The sequence below is a fragment of the Bacillus sp. SRL543 genome (assembly GCF_984799205.1).
Genome location: NZ_OZ481794.1, coordinates 2,306,094 through 2,327,451, shown reverse-complemented (window position 1 = coordinate 2,327,451; position 21,358 = coordinate 2,306,094). Strand labels below are relative to the sequence as shown.

Sequence of the window (21,358 nt, the reverse complement as noted above, 5' to 3'; positions counted from 1 at the left end):
TCCGCTAAGCCTCTTCAGCTATTTTCCATAACAAAAAGCCCCTGCTGCTAAACAGGGGCTTTTCGTCACTCAGCAGCTGGATCAGCCGCTTCTTTCCACATCTTTTTCGCTTTTCCGCTTTCAGATTCGTCAATGATGAACGATCCATTTGAATAGCGGTCATTAAAGCGGAGGTCAGATGCTGCCGTTTGCTCAATGATTCCTTTTTCTGATTCGATAAAAATCCGGTCATGGCTCTTTGCCAGCACCATGCCGACCACTCTGTGCGGACTTGCTTTTAGTTCCCGCAGCATAACGAGTCCGCGCTTGGCCCGGGAAGTCCTTTCAAACTCCGCAAGCTTCATTTTCTTTATGGCTCCGCGCTGGGTTGCAATGACAACCGCTTCCTCTTTGACACTGCTGACAAGCTTGCCGCTCACAACATAATCGCCGTCCTTCAGATTAATGCCTTTCACACCGGCAGCACGTGCACCAACTGCACTGACTTCCTCTTCAGGGAACCAGAGGGCATAGCCAAGTGACGTTGCAATCATCAGATCCTGCTTGCCGTCAGTGAGGAAGACATCTGTCACAATATCATCATTTTTCAAATTAACGGCCACAAGCGGCTTTGAATACCTTTGGGCCTTATAATTTTTCAGCTCCGATTTCTTCACCATGCCATTCTTCGTGATAAACATCAAAAAGGCATCAGTCTCAAAATCTTTCACCGGGATGGCGCCGATGATCGACTCGTCCCTGTCTATCGGCACAAGATTTGCGACATGCTGTCCTAGATCCTTCCAGCGGATATCCGGGAGTTCATGGACAGGCAGATACATATAGCTGCCTTTGTCCGTAAAGACAAGCAGGACATCTGTTGTATTCATATCAAGCTTAGACATGAGCCTGTCTGAATCCTTCATACCGAAGTCCTGGCCGTTCGATGCGGCATAAGAGCGCTGGCTTGTCCTTTTGACATAGCCTTCGTTTGTAACCGTGACGATGACATCTTCGCTTGCGATCAGCACTTCAAGATTGATTTTAATTTCTTCAATCTCTGCTTCGATGACAGACCGCCGATCATCAGCAAATCTTTTCTTAACATCTTTAAGATCCTTTTTAATCACACTCAGAAGCTTTTTCTCGCTTTGAAGGATGGAAAGCAGCTCTGCTATCTTCGCAGCAAGCTCCTCAGCTTCTGCCTGCAGTGCGGTTATATCTGTATTCGTCAATCGGTACAGCTGGAGAGATACAATCGCTTCTGCCTGCGGCTCTGTGAACCCGAACTGGCTGATGAGGTTATCCTTCGCATCGCGTTTGTCCTTTGAAGCCCGGATTGCGGCAATGACTTCGTCCAGTATAGATAGAGCCTTCATAAGGCCTTCCACGATATGCTGGCGGTCCTGCGCCTTTTTCAGCTCATACTGGGACCTGCGTGTGATAACTTCCTTCTGATGGCCGATATAGGCATCAAGCATTTCACGCAGTCCAAGAAGCTTTGGATGTCGGTTTGAAATTGCAACCATGTTGAAGTTATAAGGGATTTGAAGATCCGTATTTTTATAAAGATAGTTCAAGACTCCCGCTGCATCTGCATCTTTTTTAAGCTCGATGACGACCCTCAGCCCTGTCCGGTCCGTTTCGTCCCTGACTTCGCTGATGCCTTCAACCTTCCTGTCCATCTTCAGCTCATCGATCTTCTTGACCAGATTTGCTTTATTTACTTCAAATGGAATCTCGGTGATGACAATCTGCTGCCTGCCGCCGCGCATATCTTCAACCTCGGTTTTCCCGCGGATGATGATTTTGCCTTTCCCGGTCTCATAGGCCTTCTTGATGCCGTCTGCCCCCTGGATGGTTCCGCCGGTAGGGAAATCCGGCCCTTTGATCACCTGCATAAGGTCATCGACCGTACAGTCCGGATTATCCATGCGCAAAATGACGCCATCAATGATCTCCCCGAGATGATGAGGGGGGATTTCTGTCGCATAACCGGCTGAGATTCCCGTTGAACCATTGACAAGCAGGTTCGGGAACATAGCCGGCAGGACTGTCGGTTCACTTGAAGTATCATCAAAGTTCGGGATAAAGTCGACTGTATGCTTTTCGATATCACGCAGTAATTCCGAGGAAATCGCCGACAGCCTTGCTTCTGTATAACGCATTGCTGCAGGAGGGTCCCCGTCAATGCTTCCATTATTGCCGTGCATCTCGACCAGGTAATTCCTTACCTTCCAGTCCTGGCTCATCCGCACCATTGCATCATATACAGAAGAATCACCGTGAGGATGATAATTGCCTATAACATTCCCTACCGTCTTGGCAGATTTCCGGAAGCCTTTTTCATTTGTATTGCCTTCTACATGCATCGCATACAGGATGCGCCGCTGCACAGGCTTAAGTCCGTCCCTGACATCGGGGAGCGCCCTGTCCTGGATGATATATTTGCTGTAACGCCCAAATCGGTCGCCGAGAACATCCTCGAGGGGAAGATCCCGGAATTTTTCTGCAGAACTCATAGATCAGACTCCTCCTCTGCAACCGAGATGTTTTCATTTTCAAGGATGCTGCCGTCTTCTTCAAGACCGAAGGCAACGTTTGTTTCAATCCACTTTCTTCTCGGCTCGACCTTATCGCCCATCAAGGTCGTAACCCTTCTTTCTGCTCTTGCCGCATCATCGATCCTGACCCTGATCAGTGTCCTTGATTCCGGATCCATGGTCGTTTCCCACAGCTGATCGGCATTCATTTCCCCCAGCCCCTTATATCGCTGGATCATATAGCCTTTTCCGATCTTTTTCATGGCACCCTGCAGTTCATCATCGCTCCATGCGTATTCGATCTTTTCCTTTTTCCCTATCCCTTTGCTCACTTTGTACAGTGGCGGCAGGGCAATGAATACCTTGCCGGCTTCAATCAGCGGCTTCATATACTTGTAAAAGAACGTAAGGAGCAGCACCTGGATATGGGCGCCGTCCGTATCGGCATCAGTCATGATGACAACTTTCTCATAGTTGACATCTTCAACATTGAAATCCGCTCCTACCCCGGCGCCGATGGCATGGATGATCGTGTTGATCTCCTCATTTTTAAAAATGTCCTGGAGCTTGGCTTTTTCTGTATTGATGACTTTACCCCTGAGCGGCAGCACCGCCTGGAAGCGCCTGTCGCGTCCCTGTTTGGCAGAGCCTCCCGCTGAATCTCCCTCAACAAGGTACAATTCATTTTTCAGGGGATTGCGCGACTGCGCCGGCGTCAGCTTTCCGGAAAGGACCGCTTCAGAGCGCTTCCTCTTCTTTCCGCCCCGCGCTTCTTCCCGTGCCTTCCGCGCCGCTTCCCTGGCCTGGTATGCTTTGATGGCTTTTTTAATGAGCAGGGAGCTTATATTCGGGTTCTCTTCAAGGAAATACGAGAGGTGCTCACTCACGACTGCATCAACGGCAGAACGCGCTTCACTTGTTCCAAGCTTTCCTTTTGTCTGCCCTTCGAATTGAAGGAGCTCTTCCGGAACCCGCACAGAGATGATCGCAGAAAAGCCTTCCCTGATATCCGAACCGTCGAGATTTTTATCTTTTTCCTTCAGCAGTCCGACTTTGCGTGCGTACTCATTGAAGACCCTTGTCATAGCTGTTTTGCTACCGGCTTCGTGTGTTCCGCCGTCCTTAGTACGGACATTGTTGACAAAAGAAAGTACGTTCTCAGAGTATCCGTCATTAAATTGAAAAGCAAAATCAGCTTCAATCTGATTATGCTCTCCTTCAAAGCTGACCACAGGATGCAGAACATCTTTCTCTTCGTTCAGATAAGCAACAAAAGCTTCGATGCCTGTTTCGAAATGGAACAGGTCACGGGCATCGTTCCTTTCATCAATAAGTTCGATTTTCATGCCTTTCATCAGGAATGCGGACTCCCGGAGGCGTTCGCAAAGCGTCTCGTAGTTATAAACAGTCGCTGAAAAGATCGCCGGATCAGGCTTAAAATGAATCACTGTTCCCGACTGATTTGTTTTTCCGACCTTCTCAAGTGTAGTGGCCGGCTTGCCGCCATTCTCGAAACGCTGCTCATATACGAACCCATTTCTCCGGATTTTGACGACGAGCCATTCTGAGAGCGCGTTCACGACTGAGGCGCCGACCCCATGGAGCCCTCCGCTCGTCTTATACCCTCCCTGGCCGAACTTGCCTCCTGCATGGAGCACGGTCAATATAATTTCAGGTGTCGGTTTGCCGAGCTTGTGCATCCCTGTTGGCATGCCCCTGCCTTTATCCTGAACGCTGATGGAGTTATCTTTATGTATTTTGACAATAATATGGTCTCCATAGCCTGCCAGCGCTTCATCCACCGAGTTATCTACTATTTCATATACGAGATGGTGCAATCCTCTCGCATCTGTGCTTCCAATGTACATCCCAGGGCGTTTTCTAACTGCTTCAAGCCCTTCAAGTACTTGTATGGCATCATCATTATAATCAAATGCCTGCTGATTTGTTGCCACAAACATACCCCTTTCATTGCTGCACACAACCGTCTTGCTTTTGTATCTATGTTGTCGAACATCACTATAAGTATTCGCCTTTTCCCATGATAATCCCTGTCCCTGGCACAATAATACCGGTTGGGGAACAAGTGTTCTGTGTTTAAGTTTACCATATTTTCAAAAGGCGTCTATGCTTAATTGTATCTATTTATTTGGTTTTGGCAAATGAGTTCTGGATTTTTTTACATTAAGAATAGATGACACATGGCAGGGCCGGTGCACCGTCATCTCCCTTTAAACCTTCTTTTTCCGGCAAATGAAAGCACACTAATAGATGTATTAGTGTGCTTTCGGTTCCGTTTTGCGTCATTTTGTCATTGCATGCTCTACCTTGATACAGCGATCCATAATGACTGTATAGCCTTTATCTTTTAAAAAGTCATAGGCTTCCTGATTAGCAACACCCAGCTGGGCCCAAAATACATCTGCATCTATTTCTTCAAATTCCCTTGCAAGATCAGGCAGATATTCCGAACGCCTGAAAATATTCACAATATCTATATGTCCTTCTATTTCCTTCAATGAGCCGACTGCCTTTTCCCCGAGGATTTCGTCCTCGCCCGGATTAACTGGAATAATCGTATATCCTGCATCCTGCATCGCTTTCGACACCATATACGAAGTCCGGTCCGGATTCCCGCTCAGGCCTACGACAGCCACCCGTTTCGCTTTTTTAAGTATTTTGCCGATTTCTTCCCGGCTCGGATTTTCAATTGCCATTCTTTTCACCACTCCTTATTATTTCATATTCCTTTCAAGTTCGCCAGTATTCCTATAACCTGAAGGGATGGGTCCCAAACCTCAGAGGTCTTTCAGGCATTAATAGGCCAGGATGCATACGTGCTTGATTCCTGCGGGATTTTTTTATTTCTTTTTATAAAATAGAAGGGTGTTCGTTTCTTCAAAACCCACTTTTCTGTAGAGTGAAATCGCATTGCCATTCTCGCTTGAGACGCATAATTTTAACTTCTTGATCCCGCTTTCCTGCAGTTTTTCTGCAGCCATATGGATGAGCCTTGCTCCCGCTCCTTTTTTCCTCTCTGCAGGGGCAACACCCATAAACTCGATGCTTGCAGTCTGCTCCTCTTTGTCCAATTCTGCATAAAGATAGCCTGACAGCCTGTTTTCCTTCAATATCGCAAAAATCAAGTGATCATCATCAAGTTTTTCAAGCATCTCTCTCCCTGAATAATAGGTTTCGGGAAACAGGGAATCATGAAGGCCCGCAAAAACTTCGAAATACTCTTTTTGTAAATAAGACGGCGAATGATTGCTTATTTTACCTGCCAAATCAAGCTCCATGAACATCTGGGAAGAAGCAAGCCGGAAGCCCTCCTTATCAGCGAGCTTTCTGCAGCGCTCATTTTTCCGGCCGATGAACAGATGCCATTGGTTCAGCTTACTCCCATAATGTTCTGCCGCTAAAGACAAAAGATGTGCAGCAGAGCCCTCCCAATTGTTATGTTCTGCAAAAGGTCCCCATAATTCCCCGATTCCTTTTTCCAAATCGGCATCTACCCCGAGGAATCCGGTAATTTTGCCGGTATGATCCTTAAGGGTAAAACAGGAGGATTCCTCGTCTTCTTTAAGCTCTGACAGGTCTTTTGCTATATCCGGCGTTTCTTTTCCCAGATAGCCAATAAAGGATTCCGGCTGCCGGTTGTGTGCCGCTGTAAATTCAGCAAGCTCAAATATTAGCTCTTTAGATAGCATAGTTTTTAGCATAATATCCATCCTTATGTATTTTGCTGTAATTTTAACATTATTCAAAAAATAAAGTCTATAATTTGAAGAAAAAAATGGCAGGTGCCAAAATGACACCCGCCATCCAGGGAGTCAGCGGCTGTCCCCCGACTGCCTGCCGTAAACCCGTTTGGTAATCTGATCGGCTAATATTGCAACAACAGAGCCGAATATCAATCCATTATTTAAAAATGACGTAATCAGCGGGGAAACCCCTTCAAATGCCTCAGGCGGCACAAACATAGCCCCAACCCCGGCAAGCAGGGAAATACCGGCCACAAGGCGGATCCGCCCCGTCTCCTTCTCTTTGTCCAGCTCTCCTAATGCAATGCCTGCCATGTTGGCAAACACGACAAAGGTGACAGAATATCCGACAGGGGCCGGCAATGATGCAAAGAAGGACATCAGGGCAGGGAAAAAGCTTGCTGCCGTGATGATCGCTGCCCCAGCCATGAATGGAAGGAGCTTCGTGATCTTTGTCGTTGCAATGAACCCGGCAGAACCGGAAATCGGCACAGGTCCGATCGCAGAAAAAATGCCTCCGAGCAGCTGGTTGATCCCTGACACAAAGCCGGAAGCCCTGAACCGCGGAGAAGGCGTTTTTTCTCCTTCATTCTTCAGCACTTCATCTGTTACACGGATGCTTGCAATCATATTTGTCAGCAGAAGCAGTGTCACAAAGACGGCTGTCACAGTCATTCCTAAATCAAACTTAGGCGGGCCGAAAGCAAACAGCTCAGGCATGGAGATTACTCTGTCTCCAGCCAAAGAAACTTCCTCTGCCAAGCCAGAAAGGGAAAACAGCAGCCAGCCGCCGGCGAGGCTGATCAAAATGGAATATCGCCTTACTGTGCCGCTTCTGTGTTTGGATAAGTAAAACGCAGCAATGACAAGCGCCAGGCAGAAAAAGAACACAGGCAAGTCAGCTCCGTCCTTCCGATAGCCGATCCCGAGCATACCATTAAAAAAAGAACCGCTGAGCTGAAGGATAAGCAGCAGCAGGTAGACCCCGGAAACAACCGGTGTAAACAGCAGGGCTAGCCTGTCGATGAGTTTTAAGATACTAAGGAGGATAAAGACAGCACCAGATACAAGCATCGCTCCCTCCAGGGCCTGCAGGGTTTCGCCTGCTGAAGAGAACATTGAAGTGCTCAATCCCGCATAAATGGCAAACACGCCCCACCAGAGCCCTGCAGGACCTTCGTTTATGGGCAGCCTGTGCCCGAAGAACCCCTGAAGGAGGCTTGATATCCCCAGTACAAATATAGTGCGCTGGACGAGGCCCGCTGCCTCGGCTGGATTCAATCCGAATAGATCAGCTATGGCGATAGGGGCGACAATCGTGCCGGCAACCATGAATAGCATCCACTGCAGCGCTGAAAAACCAACTTTCATGAAAAAGACTCCAATCGTATTATAATTAAAAAAGAAAATGGCCCATTTTCGGCCATTTCCTATTATAAAGTATTGTGTGCTGTTTTTGGAGGTTTGTCACTTTTTTGCCGCCTGGCCCTTTCCGGGTGCAAGTGCAAGCCATGCTTCCGGATCTGCAAAATATCTGGACCAGCTCCCGACTCCGGCCAGTCCATGCCGGTCCGCAATCTCGGCTCTTTTCCTCAATGACATTTCATCCTCAAGCCATATTTTATAGGTTGCCTTATTTTTCTCAGAATAAAATTCAGCATAGTTTTGTCCTGATGCAGGATCATAAGCCGGCACAGCTCCCGTTTCCTTGAGCCACTCCTTAACCTGCTCCATGCTCAGCGCCTCTGAGGAGATGCCGCCTTCATCTTTTTCCTCCCAAAGCCTTGCATAAAGGGGAACCCCTAATATCAGCTTTTCTGCCGGCACGACTTCAAGCAGCGCCTGCAGATTGCTTTCTACCCAGGGAAGGCTGGATACACTTCCGGCAACCGGTGATGTGGCCCAGTGCTCATCGTACGCCATTACCGCCAAATAGTCGACAATAGCGGCAAGTTTATCTCTTTCATAGAAAGCCGACCAGTTGCCGCTTGAAGAGATAAACGAGATATCCATGGAAACCGTCAGTCCTGCCTGATGAAAATAAGGCGTTGCCTCACGGACAAACTGGGTCACCAGCGGCCCATCTTCCTGGTTTACATTTTCAATATCAAGATTGATGCCGTCCAGCTTATAAATTTGGCTGTAATGCAGGAGTGAGCGGATTATCTTTTGCCTTGTGTCAAAATCCTTGAATGTCTGATGAGTCAGTTCCGCGTCAAATGCATTGGAAAACAAGCCCCATACCTGGTAGCCGCGGCCATGCGCCCATTTTACATAATCCGCCGAGCCGAGGTTTTTCACAGATCCATCTTCTCCTGCAAGCTCAAACCATGTAGGAGAAACGACATTGACTCCCGGCATTGAAGGGAGAGCTGAATGGTCCGGATTCTTCGAATAAACCGCTTCCCATGTCAGATGGATCGGACCGTCGATCTTCTTCAGTGCAGCCTTCTTTTCCTCCACATTTGCAGATACTTCTGTTTGAACACCTTTAGTCAGATACTCTTTTTTGATATATCCAGCGCTTCCATCACTCTTTCTTGCAAAATAGTATTCTCCTTCTTCTCCTTCGATATACAGTTCCTCATCTTCCTTGGTTTCAGCTGTATAAGGAGACTGGAGATCAGGCTCTGTCCTCAGCCGCAATCTTTCTTCGCTGATATCGTCATCGATGATGGCTGCCTTCTGCAGTTTTTCGCCGTCCTTCAGTATCCATACTGCCCCGGAATCCTCAAGCACGGTATAGGATAGAGGATAATAGCGTTTGATTTCATCCAGAGAGATGAACAGGCCGCCTGACTGATTCCTGGCAGCGGGCAGCTGCAGTTCAACCGGCTTGCTGTTCACATAATATGACAAGGCGTCCGTCGGCATCTGGACGACTTTGTTTTTAGTTGTAAGAATTATAGATTGGGAACTTTCATCAAACACAATGGAGTCATCCAGCTGTTCCTGCAGAAAAGACAGCGGCAGATAGACATTCCCGTTATCAGCCCAGGCATTCCCTTCCTGCCTTCCTTCATAAATGATCGGATTCTCCCCTTTGAAATACTCTTCTTTCACTTGTGATGCAAAGGGGTAAAGCCAAACCAGGATTCCTGAAAAAACAGCCAGCAGCAACAGAAATATCCCCACAGCTAGGCCCCATTTCTTTTCCCGCTTTCTATCAAGTTGTATATTGGCCATAAAAAAATTCCTCCCGGACACTATCGTAACGAATCTATGCAGCAAAGGGAAGGATGAATCCGCTAGAATATCCTGCCTGTTTTTTCTTGCAGCACCTCTTTATATGAACGAATCCCAAAGGGAAAAGGTTTCATATGTTCTCACATAAAAAAAGCCTTCCAAAGCGGTTTGGCCTGGAAGGCTTTTGCAATTGCCGGGCTGGCGACTGCTTCTAATAAGTTGTAAAGCCGAGCATTTTTTGAAGGCTGTAAACGATATATCTGAAGACCGGAAGCTCTTCCTGGGTAGCATAGTCGAGTGTATAGATAGCATCTTCATTCTCCCAAATCCGGGTGAAGTAAGCTTCAGCGTCTTTCATGATTTGCGAATCATTAGCGGCTGCTATCTTAACATCCGTTTCAAGATTCAAATCGTCCAGATTCCTTTTTGTGAAATTGGCTGAACCTCCGATCATAACGCTTTCTTTATCTTTTTGGATGAACATCAGCTTAGGATGGTACTGCTCTTCGTCCGTATTATACCAGCGTATAGAAATATTTTCTTTTCCGAGTTTCTCAAGCTCGGAAGCAACCGGAATATTCGGAAGCCCTGTCTTTTCCGACCCAAAGGCATTCTGGTTCGGGTCGAATATGAGGTTGATCTGCACACCGCGTTCTGCTGCTTCCTCCAGTCCGCCAATGACATCCCGATCGGCAAGATAGAACATGCCAAGCCATATGGTATCTCCTCTCCGGCTTTCCTCAATTTCTTTGAGGATATGCTTGGAAATCTTCCCTTCTGTCAAAACCTGGAGGCTGATAGAGCCGCTTTCTTTTGCATTTCCCTGGTACTGTGGCAGCTGGATTTCATAGCCTGAGTAATCAATGACAGCTTGTTCCGTTTTAAGCAGATCTTCTATAAAATTGCCGCTGCCTTCAAAAGCGATATTTGAATGATAGCCGCTCGCATCATGCGGATTGCCTGAGGAAACCATAGCTGTTTTATCAGTAATGAAAACTTTACGGTGATTGGCTTTGATGTTAAGCAGATCCAGATAAGACCGCGCTGTCACATCAGGGGCAGAGTTGGCCAGCGGGTTGGGCAGCCAGCCTTTGCCATCCTGTCCGAACCACTGCAAAAACATCCGCCAGAAGCCCGAATATAGCGGGTTGGAGTCGCGGAGCGGCTCCAGTTCCGTCATGACTACCTCAATGCCGTTTTTCTTGAGCTCTTCAAGCTCGGGTGCCTTATGGGATCCGTATGTAGTATTGATTTTATCTGTTATGACAATCACGGGCATTTCAGGGTTCTGCTTCTTTTTCCTGATCAGCTCTTCAGTTATATTTTCGCTGAGCGGGGGAAACTCTTGCTCTTTGTCGTAATATCCGCTGTATAAGAACATGTCCATGACAATAAATTCTCCTGCTTCATCAATCGCTTCCAGCATCCTTGCAAAAATTTCCTGTTCATGCTGCCTCTTTCCATTCTTGTCTTCATATGACAGGTCCGTCAGCAGCTGCAGATCATCAGTCTGATGGATTTCTCCTTCAAAAGATAAGCCTTCCGGCAGTTTTTTATTTGTATGATAAATGACTGTAACGCTGTATATGATCAAAAGCAGCACCACAGCCGGAACCCAAACCTTTTTCTTTGTGATCGGCCCCATTTCTTTCCCCCCATTTTCCCGCCAAGCGGCTGAATGCCAATATAAAAACCCTATCTAAATGAAAACTGTGCAGCACCACAAAAAAAGAGCAAAGCACGCTGCTTTGCTCCTGTTGCCGTGTGATTAGCCTACCAGCTTAACCAGCAGATGGGAAAGGGCATGCTGCTCTTCTTCATTTCCGGACTTCCACAGCTCCTGAAGCAGCTTCTCCTCCCTATTGCGGGGATCTTCCTTCTTTGCCAGGTAGTCTCCTACTTTTTGAGCAGCGTTTGCCAGCTGCTCTTCATTCAGTCCCATTTTTTTACCTAGTGAGACCTTGCCTCCCAGATAATCCTTGAAGCCTTCAAAGCTTGATAGAATTTCGTCTTTTTTCTCAGAACCCATGTTGTCCAGTTTGTTTTCTACTTTGCTGTTTGTTTCGGCAGATCCATTAGTATGTTCCATTATAAATCTCTCCTTTGAATAAGTTATTTTTTGCTTCTGTTCTATAGATACCCGATTCTATTCAGGCGAAACACTGAACAGCATATTGAAAGATTCTTGAAATATATTAATAACAAAGAGTATATTTATTGGTAGTATCATCCGGCCGAAGCAATTATTCAGGCAACGGAACGATAAGAACACGGGAGGCGGGAATATGGAACAACTGATTTTTAAGCATATGGAGACGGTAAAAGCTATTACAGAAGGATCTCTTAAGCGCATACCGGAAGAAGCAGCCGATTTTATACCGGAAAACTTCAATAACAGCATCCGCTGGAATTTCGGGCATATTGTCTACATACAGGAAAAAATAGCATTCTCGCTGCTGAAAGAAAAGTCAGGACTGCCGGCATCTTATGAAGAGCTTTTCAGCGCTGGAACCAGTCCCCGCACATGGAAGCAGCAGCCTCCAAGCCTGAAGGAAATGGCCGATATTATGGCAGCTCAAAAGAAAAGGATCCTCCAATTTATGCCCGGCCGCCTTGAAGAGACGCTGGCAGAGCCTTTCACCAATAAAGCCGGCATCACATTCCATACAGCAGGGGAAGCTTTTCTCTTCAGCTTTTACCATGAAGCTCTCCATATGGAAGCGATTAAAAAGATCTACCAGGCCTATAAGAAAGAAAAAGCCTGAAGACCTCTTCCATCCAAATGAAAAGCCCGCCAGGATTGCAATCTGGCGGGCTGCTTATCATTTTTCTTTGTTTTCCATATTGTATTTCTTCATAAAACGGTCGACACGGCCGCCTTTATCGGCAAATTTCTGTTTGCCGGTATAAAACGGATGCGTATCAGAGCTTACCTCGACCTTTAACAGCGGATAAGTGTTGCCGTCTTCCCATTCTATAGTTTCGTTCGTCTTCTTCGTAGAGCCAGTTAAGAATTTATAGCCGCTGTTCACGTCCATAAATACAACCTGCCTGTAATCCGGATGAATATCCTGTTTCATTGAAGTCACCTCTTTATTAAGATATTTCTATTGTAATCGAAACGATTCCGATTATCAATTTTATTGCTCAACCTTCGTCTGTTATTCATTTTCCCGGATACAACTTCCCTAAACATGAATTAGTACCTGGTGCTAAGTTGTACTGACATGGTACAATATAAAGACCTGGCTTATCCTCTTTGATTGGTACCAGAACAAGTAATCAGATTTCCGCTGAATATTGGGGGAATCGGGGATTTTGAATAAAGGAGAGAAGTTATGACAGCAGGCATTATCATTGTACTGGCTTATTTGCTCGGATCCATCCCGTCCGGGCTCTGGATCGGAAAGGCATTTTACGGGACAGACATCCGCCAGCATGGCAGCGGCAACCTGGGCGGCACCAATACCTTCAGGACATTGGGCGTCAAGGCAGGCATTATCGTAACAAGTGCAGACATTTTAAAAGGGACCCTTGCAGCCCTCCTTCCCTATTTCCTGGGGGCGGATTTCAATTGGCTCGTGGCAGGCATATTTGCTGTTATTGGCCATATGTATCCTATTTTTGCCGGCTTCCGCGGAGGTAAGGCAGTCGCCACGTCGGGAGGAGTTCTGCTTGCATGTGCACCGCTCATGTTTGCAGTGATCGTGGTTATTTTTTTCCTCAGTTTATATATAACCAAATATGTTTCTCTATCATCAATGCTTGCAGCCGTTTCAGCTGTATTATATTCCCTTTTTGTCGGCGATTGGGATCCGCTGCTCACCATTGTTGTCTCCATACTGGCCTTCTTTGTCATCTATAGGCACAGAGCCAATATTAAACGCATCAAAAATAAAACTGAGCCAAAGATTTCCTGGCTTTAGAACAAAAAATAAACGGCTGGAATGCCGTTTATTTTCTTCCTGCCATCTCCTCCTTTTTTCACCAAGAGTTCATCCTTCTATATCACCTCTAAACAAATGTTCTGCAAAAGAAAAATATTGTGCGTTATTGTAGTGGGCAAACCAGTTTTGTATAATAGTATAAAAGTCATAATTATCCATCTTTTCGACTTAAATCTTTCTTTTTTATCATATTCTGCACATATCGTGAAAAGAAGATTCATATATTACGCTGAGGTCGGTCCACGATACCTTGCGGTTGAAAGGAGATGGACCCTGCCTACACTACTCGTTTTAAGGAGGGTATTATGATACCCGTAAACTCTTTATCTCAAGAATTATTCCCTTTTCCCTATTTAATTTTAAATTATGATTTGTATATCCTCTCATCTTCCGTAAATCAGCAGCATCATTATCATAAGCATATCTTCGAGATTCTGGCTGACTCCCGGAACGAACTGGAGCTGCAAAATTTTTTGCTTGGAAAACATGGAGAAAGCCTGGATGTGCAATTTAAAGAGGGATGGTTCCGCCTTTACAGGGCGGATGGGCCAGAGAACGAAACCATTCATTTGTTCTGCATTCCAATCGATACCTCAGCTGCGGATATTGAACTTGTATTAACACAATTTGAGGAGAAAGCGGCTGTATTTTCCCAAGCACTGAAGAAAAAAAAGGAAAAGCTTGTACAGACTGCAGAACAGGTGCAGGAAATGGCGGCCGCCTATGAATACCAGGCGAATCTCGGGAAGCTGGCTGCAGGCATCGCACATGAAATCCGCAATCCGCTTACTACAGTCAAAGGCTTCCTCCAGCTGCTCTTGCCTCAGCTAAAGGAAATCGGGAAAGAAGAGTACGCCAGTATTGCTTTAGGAGAAATCAGCCGGGCAAATGAAATTATCGGCAGTTTCCTGAATGCCAATAAACCTTCCGAGAACAAAATGAAAAAAGTGCATATCAATCAGCTAGTCAAGGAGATTGTGATGCTCTATGAAAGCGAAGCCGTATTAAGGGGAAGCCTGCTATTATTCGAACCTTCCCCCGATGACCCTGCCATGGAGGCAGTTCCCGGTGAGCTCAAGCAGGTGCTTTCCAACCTGTTCAAAAATGCAATGGAAGCACTGACTATACAGAGCATGCCCGGCTCTGTCCAGGCGAAGGTCGAATCCTGCGGCCGGCATGCTGTCATCACGATACAGGATAATGGCTGCGGGATGACGGAAGAAACAAAAGAAAGAATTTACGAGCCGTTTTATACGACAAAAGAAACCGGCACAGGCATCGGCATGTCAGTCTGCAAGAAGATTGTCGAGGAACTGGGCGGAAGCATTAATATATCAAGCAGGCCGGGAGAAGGAACGGCTGTGAAGGTCATACTACCCATTGATTCCGCAGCAGCAGAGGAATTGGGAGAGTCGCATAAAAGTCCGGAGAGCCGCTGGTAAAAGGTGAACTTGCAGAGAAGTCAGGAGGTTCACAAATATATCTGGATAGCTCGCAGAAATATTTTGAAAGTCTCCATATAATGGTAAAAGCCGCAAATCACCTTGCAGAATCACCAAACCAAACCGAACAAATCCCTGTGCAAGGGACATTTGGAATAAAAAAAAGCGGATGCCTGCCAGAGACATCCGCTTATCCGCCCTATATGGAGCTATAACTTGATCAATTGGAATTTGGCATTTCCAAATACATCTTTTACATAATCTAGCTTAGTATGGTCAAAATAGACAAAATCCTTATCATGGATCAAAACCGAAAGCTCGCCAAATTCAAAAGTTGTGTCATCGGTAATGGGCTGCTCTTCCAGAGACAGCTTAAGCTGAGGGCCGCCTCAGCCGATTCCCATGGAAAGGCGTACATACAGCTTCTCTTCCGCTGTCTTTCTTTCCTTTTCTACAGAATCAAGCAGCTTATCTGCTGCAGCGCCAGTCATTTTAAACATCGTGCCACCCCCTTCTAAAGAAAACTGCATTTATGCAGTTTTCTCCTAATGATGCGATCCGAAGAAAAATCCCTGCAGAAAAACCATGCTGACCGCCAACACTGCCAGCACTCCGATTACAGGAATAAAAATGCTCCGGTTTTTCTCGAAGATTGCCGCAAGTACAAAATAAATGACAGCCATGACAGCGGCAAAGGCTCCCGCTTCAATGGCTTTCTCTGCTTTATCTGTCTGCAGGACGACAAGAAGCGCTATCCCTCCGAAAATAAAGATGCCGATCATATTCATTAATCGATATTGAGACAAACTGACACATCCTTCACTTTATTTTTTCCTTACCCTGCCCTTCCGTCCTGTTAAACAGCCTGGCAGGGATTGCGGAGCTTATGCAAATTACCCTGATAAGGGGTATTTTCTGCAAATAAAACATAAAGTATAATGAATCCTGTTTCATTTATGCTGCCTGATTCAATTATTCGCTTTACACTGCATAGTCCTTTATAATGATTATGAAAAATACAGATTGCGGGAAAGGAGACTTTTTATGAACATACATATAAATGACGATGCCGCACAATGGTATAAAGATGAACTCTCACTGGAAAAAGGTGACCATCTCCGGTTTTTTGCCCGCTATGGCGGCTGCAGCACAGTCCAGCAGGGATTCTCCCTTGGGGTTGCCAATGAAGAGCCCGTCAATGCAGGCGCTGTAACCCAAAAAGACGGAATCACATTTTTTATTGAAGAAAAAGATCTTTGGTTTTTTAATGATCAAAACCTTTATGTAGAAATGAACCACAAGGCCAATGAGCCTGTATTCAAATATGAAGAGTAAGCAGCTGCCTTTCTAAGCGGCTGCTTTCTTCTTTTCAGGTATATTCAGTCCAGGGGATTATGGATGCCTTCCCTGGCAAGAATCTCTTTCTGCCTGTCTCCCAGCAAATCAAAATGAGAATAGCCGTCCTTTCTAATATCGATCCACTCCGGCAAAAGTCCGTGGGAAGTCCCCCACTTTTTCAGCTTTTCCAAATCGCTGCAGCCTACCTTTGTAACGGTTTTGCAGCCTGGAAAGCGGTCATCCAGCCAGTAATGAGTCAGGAAGGCAATCTCCCCTGAATCAATTTTATCTTTCCATTCTCTTAATTCTTTCTTTCCTATCCCAAATGCCACCCGATCACCTACTCAGCAGCTGCTAAAGCTTTTTTCGCTTTTTCATAGGCTTCATGCCAATCGGGATATTTGCGCTTAATGGATATAGGGCGGAAGTTTTCCTTTTTCACGCAGACATGCTTGGAAATGCCTTCAACTGACAATTCGCCGCCCTCTGTCAATATTTCATATCCATATGTGACACGGAAGCCGTCATACTCTTCGATCCAAGTCTTAATGACTGCTTTTTCGCCATATCTGACAGGCTTTTTATATGAAGCAGCAATATCAATTACAGGAGATATGATTCCGTCTTTTTCAAGCTCTGCATAATTGAAGCCAAGCTCCTCGATCAGCCTTGTGCGGCCAAGCTCCATCCAGACTAAATAATTGGCATGGTATACAACGCCCATTTGATCGGTTTCAGCATATCGGACTTCAATTTCTTTCGTTGATATCAGCATCTGTATTCCCCTTTGTGAGTTTCTTTACCGCTTTTTCAAAATCCTCTTTCTCAAGAAGAGATGCATTCTCCTTTAATTGGCCGGCATCCCCTTCCATAAGCCTGAAGGCCTGGAACTGAATGGATTCATCAGCAAGGCTGGCTGCAAGGCGCCCGTTTCCGCCAGCTCTTATGCCAGGCAATGTTTCATTCAAATAGGCTATAGCTTCTGCTGCCAGTTCATATTTATATTGGGCGGCATAATCCCTGATTATCTGTATCAGTTCACCAGCATTGTAATCCTTGAAATGGAAGAATTTCTTGAACCGGGATTTTAGACCCGGGTTGCTTCGCAGCAGCTTTTCCATCTCATTGGAATAGCCGGCAAGGACGATAACCAGGTTTTCATTATGTTTTGTCATTTCGTCAACCAGTGTGTCGACCGCTTCTTTACCGAAGTCACCTGGTGATTCACTTAAAAGGGAATACGCTTCATCTATAAATAGAACGCCTCCCAGCGCTTCCCTGATGATTTTCTTCGTCTTGATCGCTGTCTGGCCTACATATCCTGCTACAAGGTCTGAACGGCCTGCTGTGATCAGATGTCCCCTTTTCAGCATTCCGCATTTGTGAAGCAGCTCTGCATAGATTTTGGCGACTGTCGTTTTTCCTGTCCCGGGATTGCCGGTAAATACTGAATGAAGCTGGACAGGCACTGATGGGAGATCCTGATCGCGGCGGTACTGCTGCATTTTGACAAATGATATGAGCGACTCTACTTCTTCTTTAACGTTTTCGAGACCAACAAGCCTTTCCAGCTTCTTCTCGGGATTACTTCGTTCCCCATCATCCTGATGGAGGGTAAAGTCCTCTTTTTCAAGCAGTGTATAAGGAAGCAGATGATCCGTGGCTTCGGTTTGCGAGCCTTTTTCAAAGATGGCATCGAGGACAATATTTTTAGCAGTCCGCGCATTTCCGAAAGTGTCATCAACCTTTTCTTTCTCAAGCCTGCCTTTAAGCTCTGATTTTGCTTCATCAGTGAGGATATAATCATTATCGCCCGCGATTTTATCGGCGATTTCCACAAGCTCCTCTTCGGTATAATTCGGAAGGTGGAGCTGGTTGGATTGAGGGAAGCGGCTTCTGAGTCCTGGATTGCTATCAAGGAACTGACGCATTTCTTCCGGATAGCCTGCCAGGATGACCGCAAACTTGCCGCCGTATTCAGAGCCGGTCATCAGTGATACCAAAGTATCAATCGCTGTCTGGCCATAATCATTCCCTGTCTGGCCTTCCCGTTTCAGGCTGTATGCTTCATCGATGAACAGTACACCCCCGAGCGCCCTTTCAACAGCTGACCGCACATTTTCCTCTGTCTGGCCGACATAAGCACCAACTAACTGGGAGCGGTCAGCTTCCACCACTTCATCCCGTGGCAGCACGCCAAGTTCATGGTAGATTTTCGCAAACAGCCTTGCCAGAGTAGTCTTTCCTGTTCCAGGGTTTCCCGTCAATATCATATGAAGGCTCATTTCATCTTTGATCTGGAAGCCGAGCTGCTTTCTTTTTTTCTGGTATTTCAGGAACTTATAGAAATCATTGACCCGGCTTTTCACCTTCTCCATGCCAATCATTGTGTTAAGGCTTTCAAGTGCGCTGATTTCTTCGGTTTCTTCTTCTTCAGTCTGGAATAAAGCATGCCACTCTGCTTTCAGCCCGGCAATATGGTCAATATGCTTTTTCATGTCATTCACATGGGTTGCTGTATGGAAAACCCCTGAAATCGATTCTTCATATTCTTCAGCAGCTTTAAGCAGCAAAGCTGTTTCATCGACAGCCGATTCGAGCAGGCTGATCAGGCTGGAATATATGTCTTCGAACTTCTGGTCAGTCAGTTCCTCTGATACTTCCCTTTTGCCTGATAGCCTTTCCTTCTCTTCCTCAGATGCATCCAGGAAGCTTCGGCAAATGCTGATATACTGCTCGGCAATTTTCCGCTTTGCTGTCCTGTTGTCTGTTTCCCTGATAGAGGGAAACACAAGCCTATCCAGAAGATCACGATGCTTCTTCCAATCCCTCTGGGCCATAAAACTCCGTGCCTGCCCATTTTGCGGATCCAGTTCTAAAGCTTTGTCCATCCAGGCCGCAGCAAGGCTGTCGTCATTATTCCTGCCAAGCCTGGAAAGAGCGGCAAGCGTAAGGATGGTTGAAACCGATCCAGGGTCTTCATCGCTGTCTATTTCCTTCAGCAGGCTTAATAGCCTGCCTTCATTGGATATAAAGCCTTTTTCGCTGTATTCCTTTTCCCATTCCGAAATGGAGGCAGAGATTGGGGAATCATTTTGTTTCCTTTGGTTCATCACTATCACTTCTTCTTTAACTGAATTATTTTCTCTCCGCTTTTCGCGTCCGCTATTATTTTATCATAAATTCTGATATGTACTAAGCATTCTGCCGCGCTGGTCTGGATATGAAAAACGGCCCGGGTTCTGTTAATATCCCGGGCCGCTGTCTTCATTATTCTAATCATTTTTCCTGCTGTGCGCGATATTCGTCCTTTACCTCTGAACGGAAAGCATCCAGGCTGTCCCGGCGGCGCTCGTTCTTAGCTTCGATCCGCTTTTTATCTTCTTCGTTCCCAAACTCCATCGAAGCCTCAGCTTCCTGCATATTCTCAATTGTATGGACAATCATCGATTGCAGCTTCTCAACATTATCGCTTCTGTCATCGGGATTCGGTCTGTTGTGTGCCATAACGGAAACCTCCTTGGCGGTAGTGGATTGTTGCCTGATTAGTTTGCGGAATATGTTTCTTTTTCATGTAGGAAATGAGTAGGTAAAAGGCAAGATGCATAAGGACGAGCCGCAGACCATACAAACAGCCGCCCCGATAAAGGACGGCTGTAATTTATCATCTATTCGCCTTTTGTTTGAATAACCTGAGCATGCTTGCCTGATGTATCCTGCATTTTCTTGCCTTTGTTGCCGCCAAATCCCCTGGATTTCGTCCCTATATGGTTTGGCACAAACTGGCTGCTGTCTTTTTTCGGGTTGCCCATGCTAATCCCCTCCTCCTTATTATTGTCTCCTGAAAAGGGGGAGTTACGAATGGGAATTTATTCAGCTTTGCCCATTCGTTTTTCTTCAAGCCTTTCTTCAATACGGTCTATAGCAGCCTGATCTTTCAGAAGCTGGCGCTTATTTTCAAGAACAAGCTCTGCAAATGTCTGTTTTCGCGGTTTTCTCATTTCTTTCACCTTCCTTATTTCCTATTCTAACAGTTAATATGCCCAAAACTCATTGTAATTATTACAACTTTTCGAAAATTTAATTAAACGAAGTATTTAACACAGGGAGTTTATTCTTCCTGTATGAAAACCAATCCAAATTTTTTGCAAAAAAAAAGCATCCCCAGCAGGATGCTCACCTTTGTTTCATTTTTTCAGCCAGTTCCCACATGGTTTCAGCTTCCATCGCAGATAAATATTTATCCCGAATCATACCTTTTTCGTCAATGAAATAAGTAGTAGGAACCGTCATGACTTTATACTTGGTATTAACCTCATCTTCCCCATCCAGAAGGATCGCAAAGGTAATTCCCATCTTCTCAATAAATTTTGCCGAATTGTATTGCGGATCGATATTGACAGCCAGGATGCTGACCTCATTCCCGGCAGCTTCATGGAATTTTTGCATTTCAGGCATTTCTTGTTTGCAGGGCGGGCACCATGGCGCCCAAAAATTGAGCATGACCTTTTTCCCGCGGTAGTCGGAGAGTTTGATGGCATTTCCCTGAAGATCCTTCAGCTGAAAGTCAGGTGCCTCAGTACCGGCTGCAAGACCGGGCAAGTCCGCTTTAGCAGCATCTCCCGGCAATATGCCTGATATATGCACAGAAACTAAGAAGGCCATCAGCAGCATCAGTTTTCTGGCCATAGCTAATTTTCCTCCTTAATAAGCTTATTTAATGAAAAAATAAAGAATGCTTAACAGCCAAAATCCGCATAAAAAAGTTGTAACACCATAGATGACTAAATAAACCGCTTCCCTGGCAGCCCAGCCATGCTTCCTGCACTGTCCGGCAAAATATAGAGCAGCCGCGAATAAACCGAGGATAGCTTCTTTTATCCCTCCATTGAAGTAAAGCAAACCAAGGGGGTTAGTCCATAAAAGGGACGGCTGGAAAAGCAGCCTGCCAAATTTATATATAAGAAACCAAATCAGCACTGCTGTAAAAAGCTTGTCCTCGAAAGTTTTTCGAAACTCTTTTCTGTTTTTTAAATGAAAGAGGAAAAAAAGATGGACGATCAGCAGGGAAAGAAGGGAAACCACCAAGTCAATCTTAAGGTTTAAGGACCCTATTTCAATTGTCTCCATTATTACGTTGCCCCCATTAAAAAAATATA

At 45.8% G+C, this 21,358-nt stretch carries 22 protein-coding genes; 4 read left to right on the top strand and 18 right to left on the bottom strand.

What is annotated here, in order from left to right:
• Window positions 1-65: 65 nt before the first annotated feature.
• The 8 genes from parC to AC4E8B_RS11635 form a co-directional block, all read right to left on the bottom strand.
• Window positions 66-2,501, bottom strand: coding sequence for a DNA topoisomerase IV subunit A (gene parC, locus AC4E8B_RS11670; protein WP_490219162.1), 2,436 nt, complete (start codon window positions 2,499-2,501; stop codon window positions 66-68).
• Complete coding sequence (gene parE, locus AC4E8B_RS11665) at window positions 2,498-4,477, bottom strand: DNA topoisomerase IV subunit B (RefSeq protein WP_490219160.1); 1,980 nt, start codon at window positions 4,475-4,477, stop codon at window positions 2,498-2,500. The genes parC and parE overlap by 4 nt, the downstream gene beginning before the upstream one ends.
• 348 nt (window positions 4,478-4,825) lie before the next feature.
• Window positions 4,826-5,239 carry a CoA-binding protein gene (locus tag AC4E8B_RS11660; protein WP_490219158.1) on the bottom strand — a complete coding sequence of 138 codons (414 nt, stop codon included), beginning with the start codon at window positions 5,237-5,239 and terminating at the stop codon, window positions 4,826-4,828.
• A 144-nt stretch (window positions 5,240-5,383) separates the two neighbouring features.
• Window positions 5,384-6,244: a GNAT family N-acetyltransferase gene (locus AC4E8B_RS11655; RefSeq protein WP_490219156.1), complete on the bottom strand. Its 861-nt coding sequence runs from the start codon at window positions 6,242-6,244 to the stop codon at window positions 5,384-5,386.
• 111 nt (window positions 6,245-6,355) lie between these two features.
• Entirely contained in the window at window positions 6,356-7,657 is a 1,302-nt protein-coding gene (locus tag AC4E8B_RS11650) for a purine/pyrimidine permease (protein WP_490219154.1), read from the bottom strand.
• A gap of 96 nt (window positions 7,658-7,753) precedes the next feature.
• Complete coding sequence (locus tag AC4E8B_RS11645) at window positions 7,754-9,472, bottom strand: glycosyl hydrolase family 18 protein (RefSeq protein ID WP_490219153.1); 1,719 nt, start codon at window positions 9,470-9,472, stop codon at window positions 7,754-7,756.
• Window positions 9,473-9,683: 211 nt separating this feature from the next.
• Window positions 9,684-11,117 carry a phospholipase D family protein gene (locus AC4E8B_RS11640; RefSeq protein WP_490219151.1) on the bottom strand — a complete coding sequence of 478 codons (1,434 nt, stop codon included), beginning with the start codon at window positions 11,115-11,117 and terminating at the stop codon, window positions 9,684-9,686.
• A 123-nt stretch (window positions 11,118-11,240) separates the two neighbouring features.
• The gene (locus AC4E8B_RS11635) at window positions 11,241-11,561 is read right to left on the bottom strand and encodes a DUF3243 domain-containing protein (RefSeq protein ID WP_490219149.1); all 321 of its coding nucleotides are present in this window, start codon (window positions 11,559-11,561) and stop codon (window positions 11,241-11,243) included.
• A 196-nt stretch (window positions 11,562-11,757) separates the two neighbouring features.
• Between AC4E8B_RS11635 and AC4E8B_RS11630 the strand changes: the two genes are divergently transcribed.
• A complete protein-coding gene (locus AC4E8B_RS11630) occupies window positions 11,758-12,237 on the top strand; it encodes a DinB family protein (protein WP_490219147.1) in 480 nt (159 codons plus the stop codon).
• Window positions 12,238-12,294: 57 nt separating this feature from the next.
• Here the strand turns inward: AC4E8B_RS11630 and AC4E8B_RS11625 are convergent, their stop codons facing one another.
• Entirely contained in the window at window positions 12,295-12,552 is a 258-nt protein-coding gene (locus tag AC4E8B_RS11625) for a type B 50S ribosomal protein L31 (RefSeq protein ID WP_490219145.1), read from the bottom strand.
• A gap of 258 nt (window positions 12,553-12,810) precedes the next feature.
• Here AC4E8B_RS11625 and plsY point away from each other — a divergent pair, with 258 nt between their 5' ends.
• On the top strand, window positions 12,811-13,398 hold the full coding sequence (gene plsY, locus AC4E8B_RS11620; RefSeq protein ID WP_490219143.1) for a glycerol-3-phosphate 1-O-acyltransferase PlsY: 588 nt from the start codon (window positions 12,811-12,813) through the stop codon (window positions 13,396-13,398).
• Between the two features lie 326 nt (window positions 13,399-13,724).
• Window positions 13,725-14,861 (top strand): two-component system sensor histidine kinase NtrB, encoded by a 1,137-nt coding sequence (locus AC4E8B_RS11615; RefSeq protein ID WP_490219142.1) that lies wholly within the window; start codon window positions 13,725-13,727, stop codon window positions 14,859-14,861.
• Between the two features lie 545 nt (window positions 14,862-15,406).
• On the opposite strand, the gene AC4E8B_RS11610 is transcribed toward AC4E8B_RS11615, so the two are convergent.
• Window positions 15,407-15,667 (bottom strand): hypothetical protein, encoded by a 261-nt coding sequence (locus AC4E8B_RS11610; RefSeq protein WP_490219140.1) that lies wholly within the window; start codon window positions 15,665-15,667, stop codon window positions 15,407-15,409.
• Between the two features lie 238 nt (window positions 15,668-15,905).
• Here AC4E8B_RS11610 and AC4E8B_RS11605 point away from each other — a divergent pair, with 238 nt between their 5' ends.
• A complete protein-coding gene (locus AC4E8B_RS11605; RefSeq protein ID WP_490219138.1) occupies window positions 15,906-16,196 on the top strand; it encodes a HesB/YadR/YfhF family protein in 291 nt (96 codons plus the stop codon).
• A gap of 44 nt (window positions 16,197-16,240) precedes the next feature.
• On the opposite strand, the gene AC4E8B_RS11600 is transcribed toward AC4E8B_RS11605, so the two are convergent.
• From AC4E8B_RS11600 to AC4E8B_RS11565, 8 genes are all read right to left on the bottom strand, one after another.
• Window positions 16,241-16,531 (bottom strand): hypothetical protein, encoded by a 291-nt coding sequence (locus AC4E8B_RS11600; RefSeq protein WP_490219136.1) that lies wholly within the window; start codon window positions 16,529-16,531, stop codon window positions 16,241-16,243.
• A gap of 8 nt (window positions 16,532-16,539) precedes the next feature.
• The gene (locus tag AC4E8B_RS11595) at window positions 16,540-16,974 is read right to left on the bottom strand and encodes an acyl-CoA thioesterase (RefSeq protein ID WP_490219134.1); all 435 of its coding nucleotides are present in this window, start codon (window positions 16,972-16,974) and stop codon (window positions 16,540-16,542) included.
• On the bottom strand, window positions 16,949-19,312 hold the full coding sequence (locus AC4E8B_RS11590; RefSeq protein WP_490219132.1) for an AAA family ATPase: 2,364 nt from the start codon (window positions 19,310-19,312) through the stop codon (window positions 16,949-16,951). Before AC4E8B_RS11590 ends, AC4E8B_RS11595 begins: the two co-directional genes overlap by 26 nt.
• A 166-nt stretch (window positions 19,313-19,478) precedes the next feature.
• Window positions 19,479-19,706, bottom strand: coding sequence for a small acid-soluble spore protein Tlp (gene tlp / locus AC4E8B_RS11585; RefSeq protein WP_490219130.1), 228 nt, complete (start codon window positions 19,704-19,706; stop codon window positions 19,479-19,481).
• A gap of 161 nt (window positions 19,707-19,867) precedes the next feature.
• On the bottom strand, window positions 19,868-20,011 hold the full coding sequence (locus tag AC4E8B_RS11580; protein ID WP_009790921.1) for an acid-soluble spore protein N: 144 nt from the start codon (window positions 20,009-20,011) through the stop codon (window positions 19,868-19,870).
• A gap of 57 nt (window positions 20,012-20,068) precedes the next feature.
• Window positions 20,069-20,200 (bottom strand): FbpB family small basic protein, encoded by a 132-nt coding sequence (locus AC4E8B_RS11575; RefSeq protein ID WP_490219128.1) that lies wholly within the window; start codon window positions 20,198-20,200, stop codon window positions 20,069-20,071.
• A gap of 175 nt (window positions 20,201-20,375) precedes the next feature.
• Window positions 20,376-20,888, bottom strand: coding sequence for a peroxiredoxin family protein (locus AC4E8B_RS11570; RefSeq protein WP_490219126.1), 513 nt, complete (start codon window positions 20,886-20,888; stop codon window positions 20,376-20,378).
• A gap of 24 nt (window positions 20,889-20,912) precedes the next feature.
• On the bottom strand, window positions 20,913-21,329 hold the full coding sequence (locus tag AC4E8B_RS11565) for a hypothetical protein (protein ID WP_490219124.1): 417 nt from the start codon (window positions 21,327-21,329) through the stop codon (window positions 20,913-20,915).
• Between the last annotated feature and the right edge of the window lie 29 nt (window positions 21,330-21,358).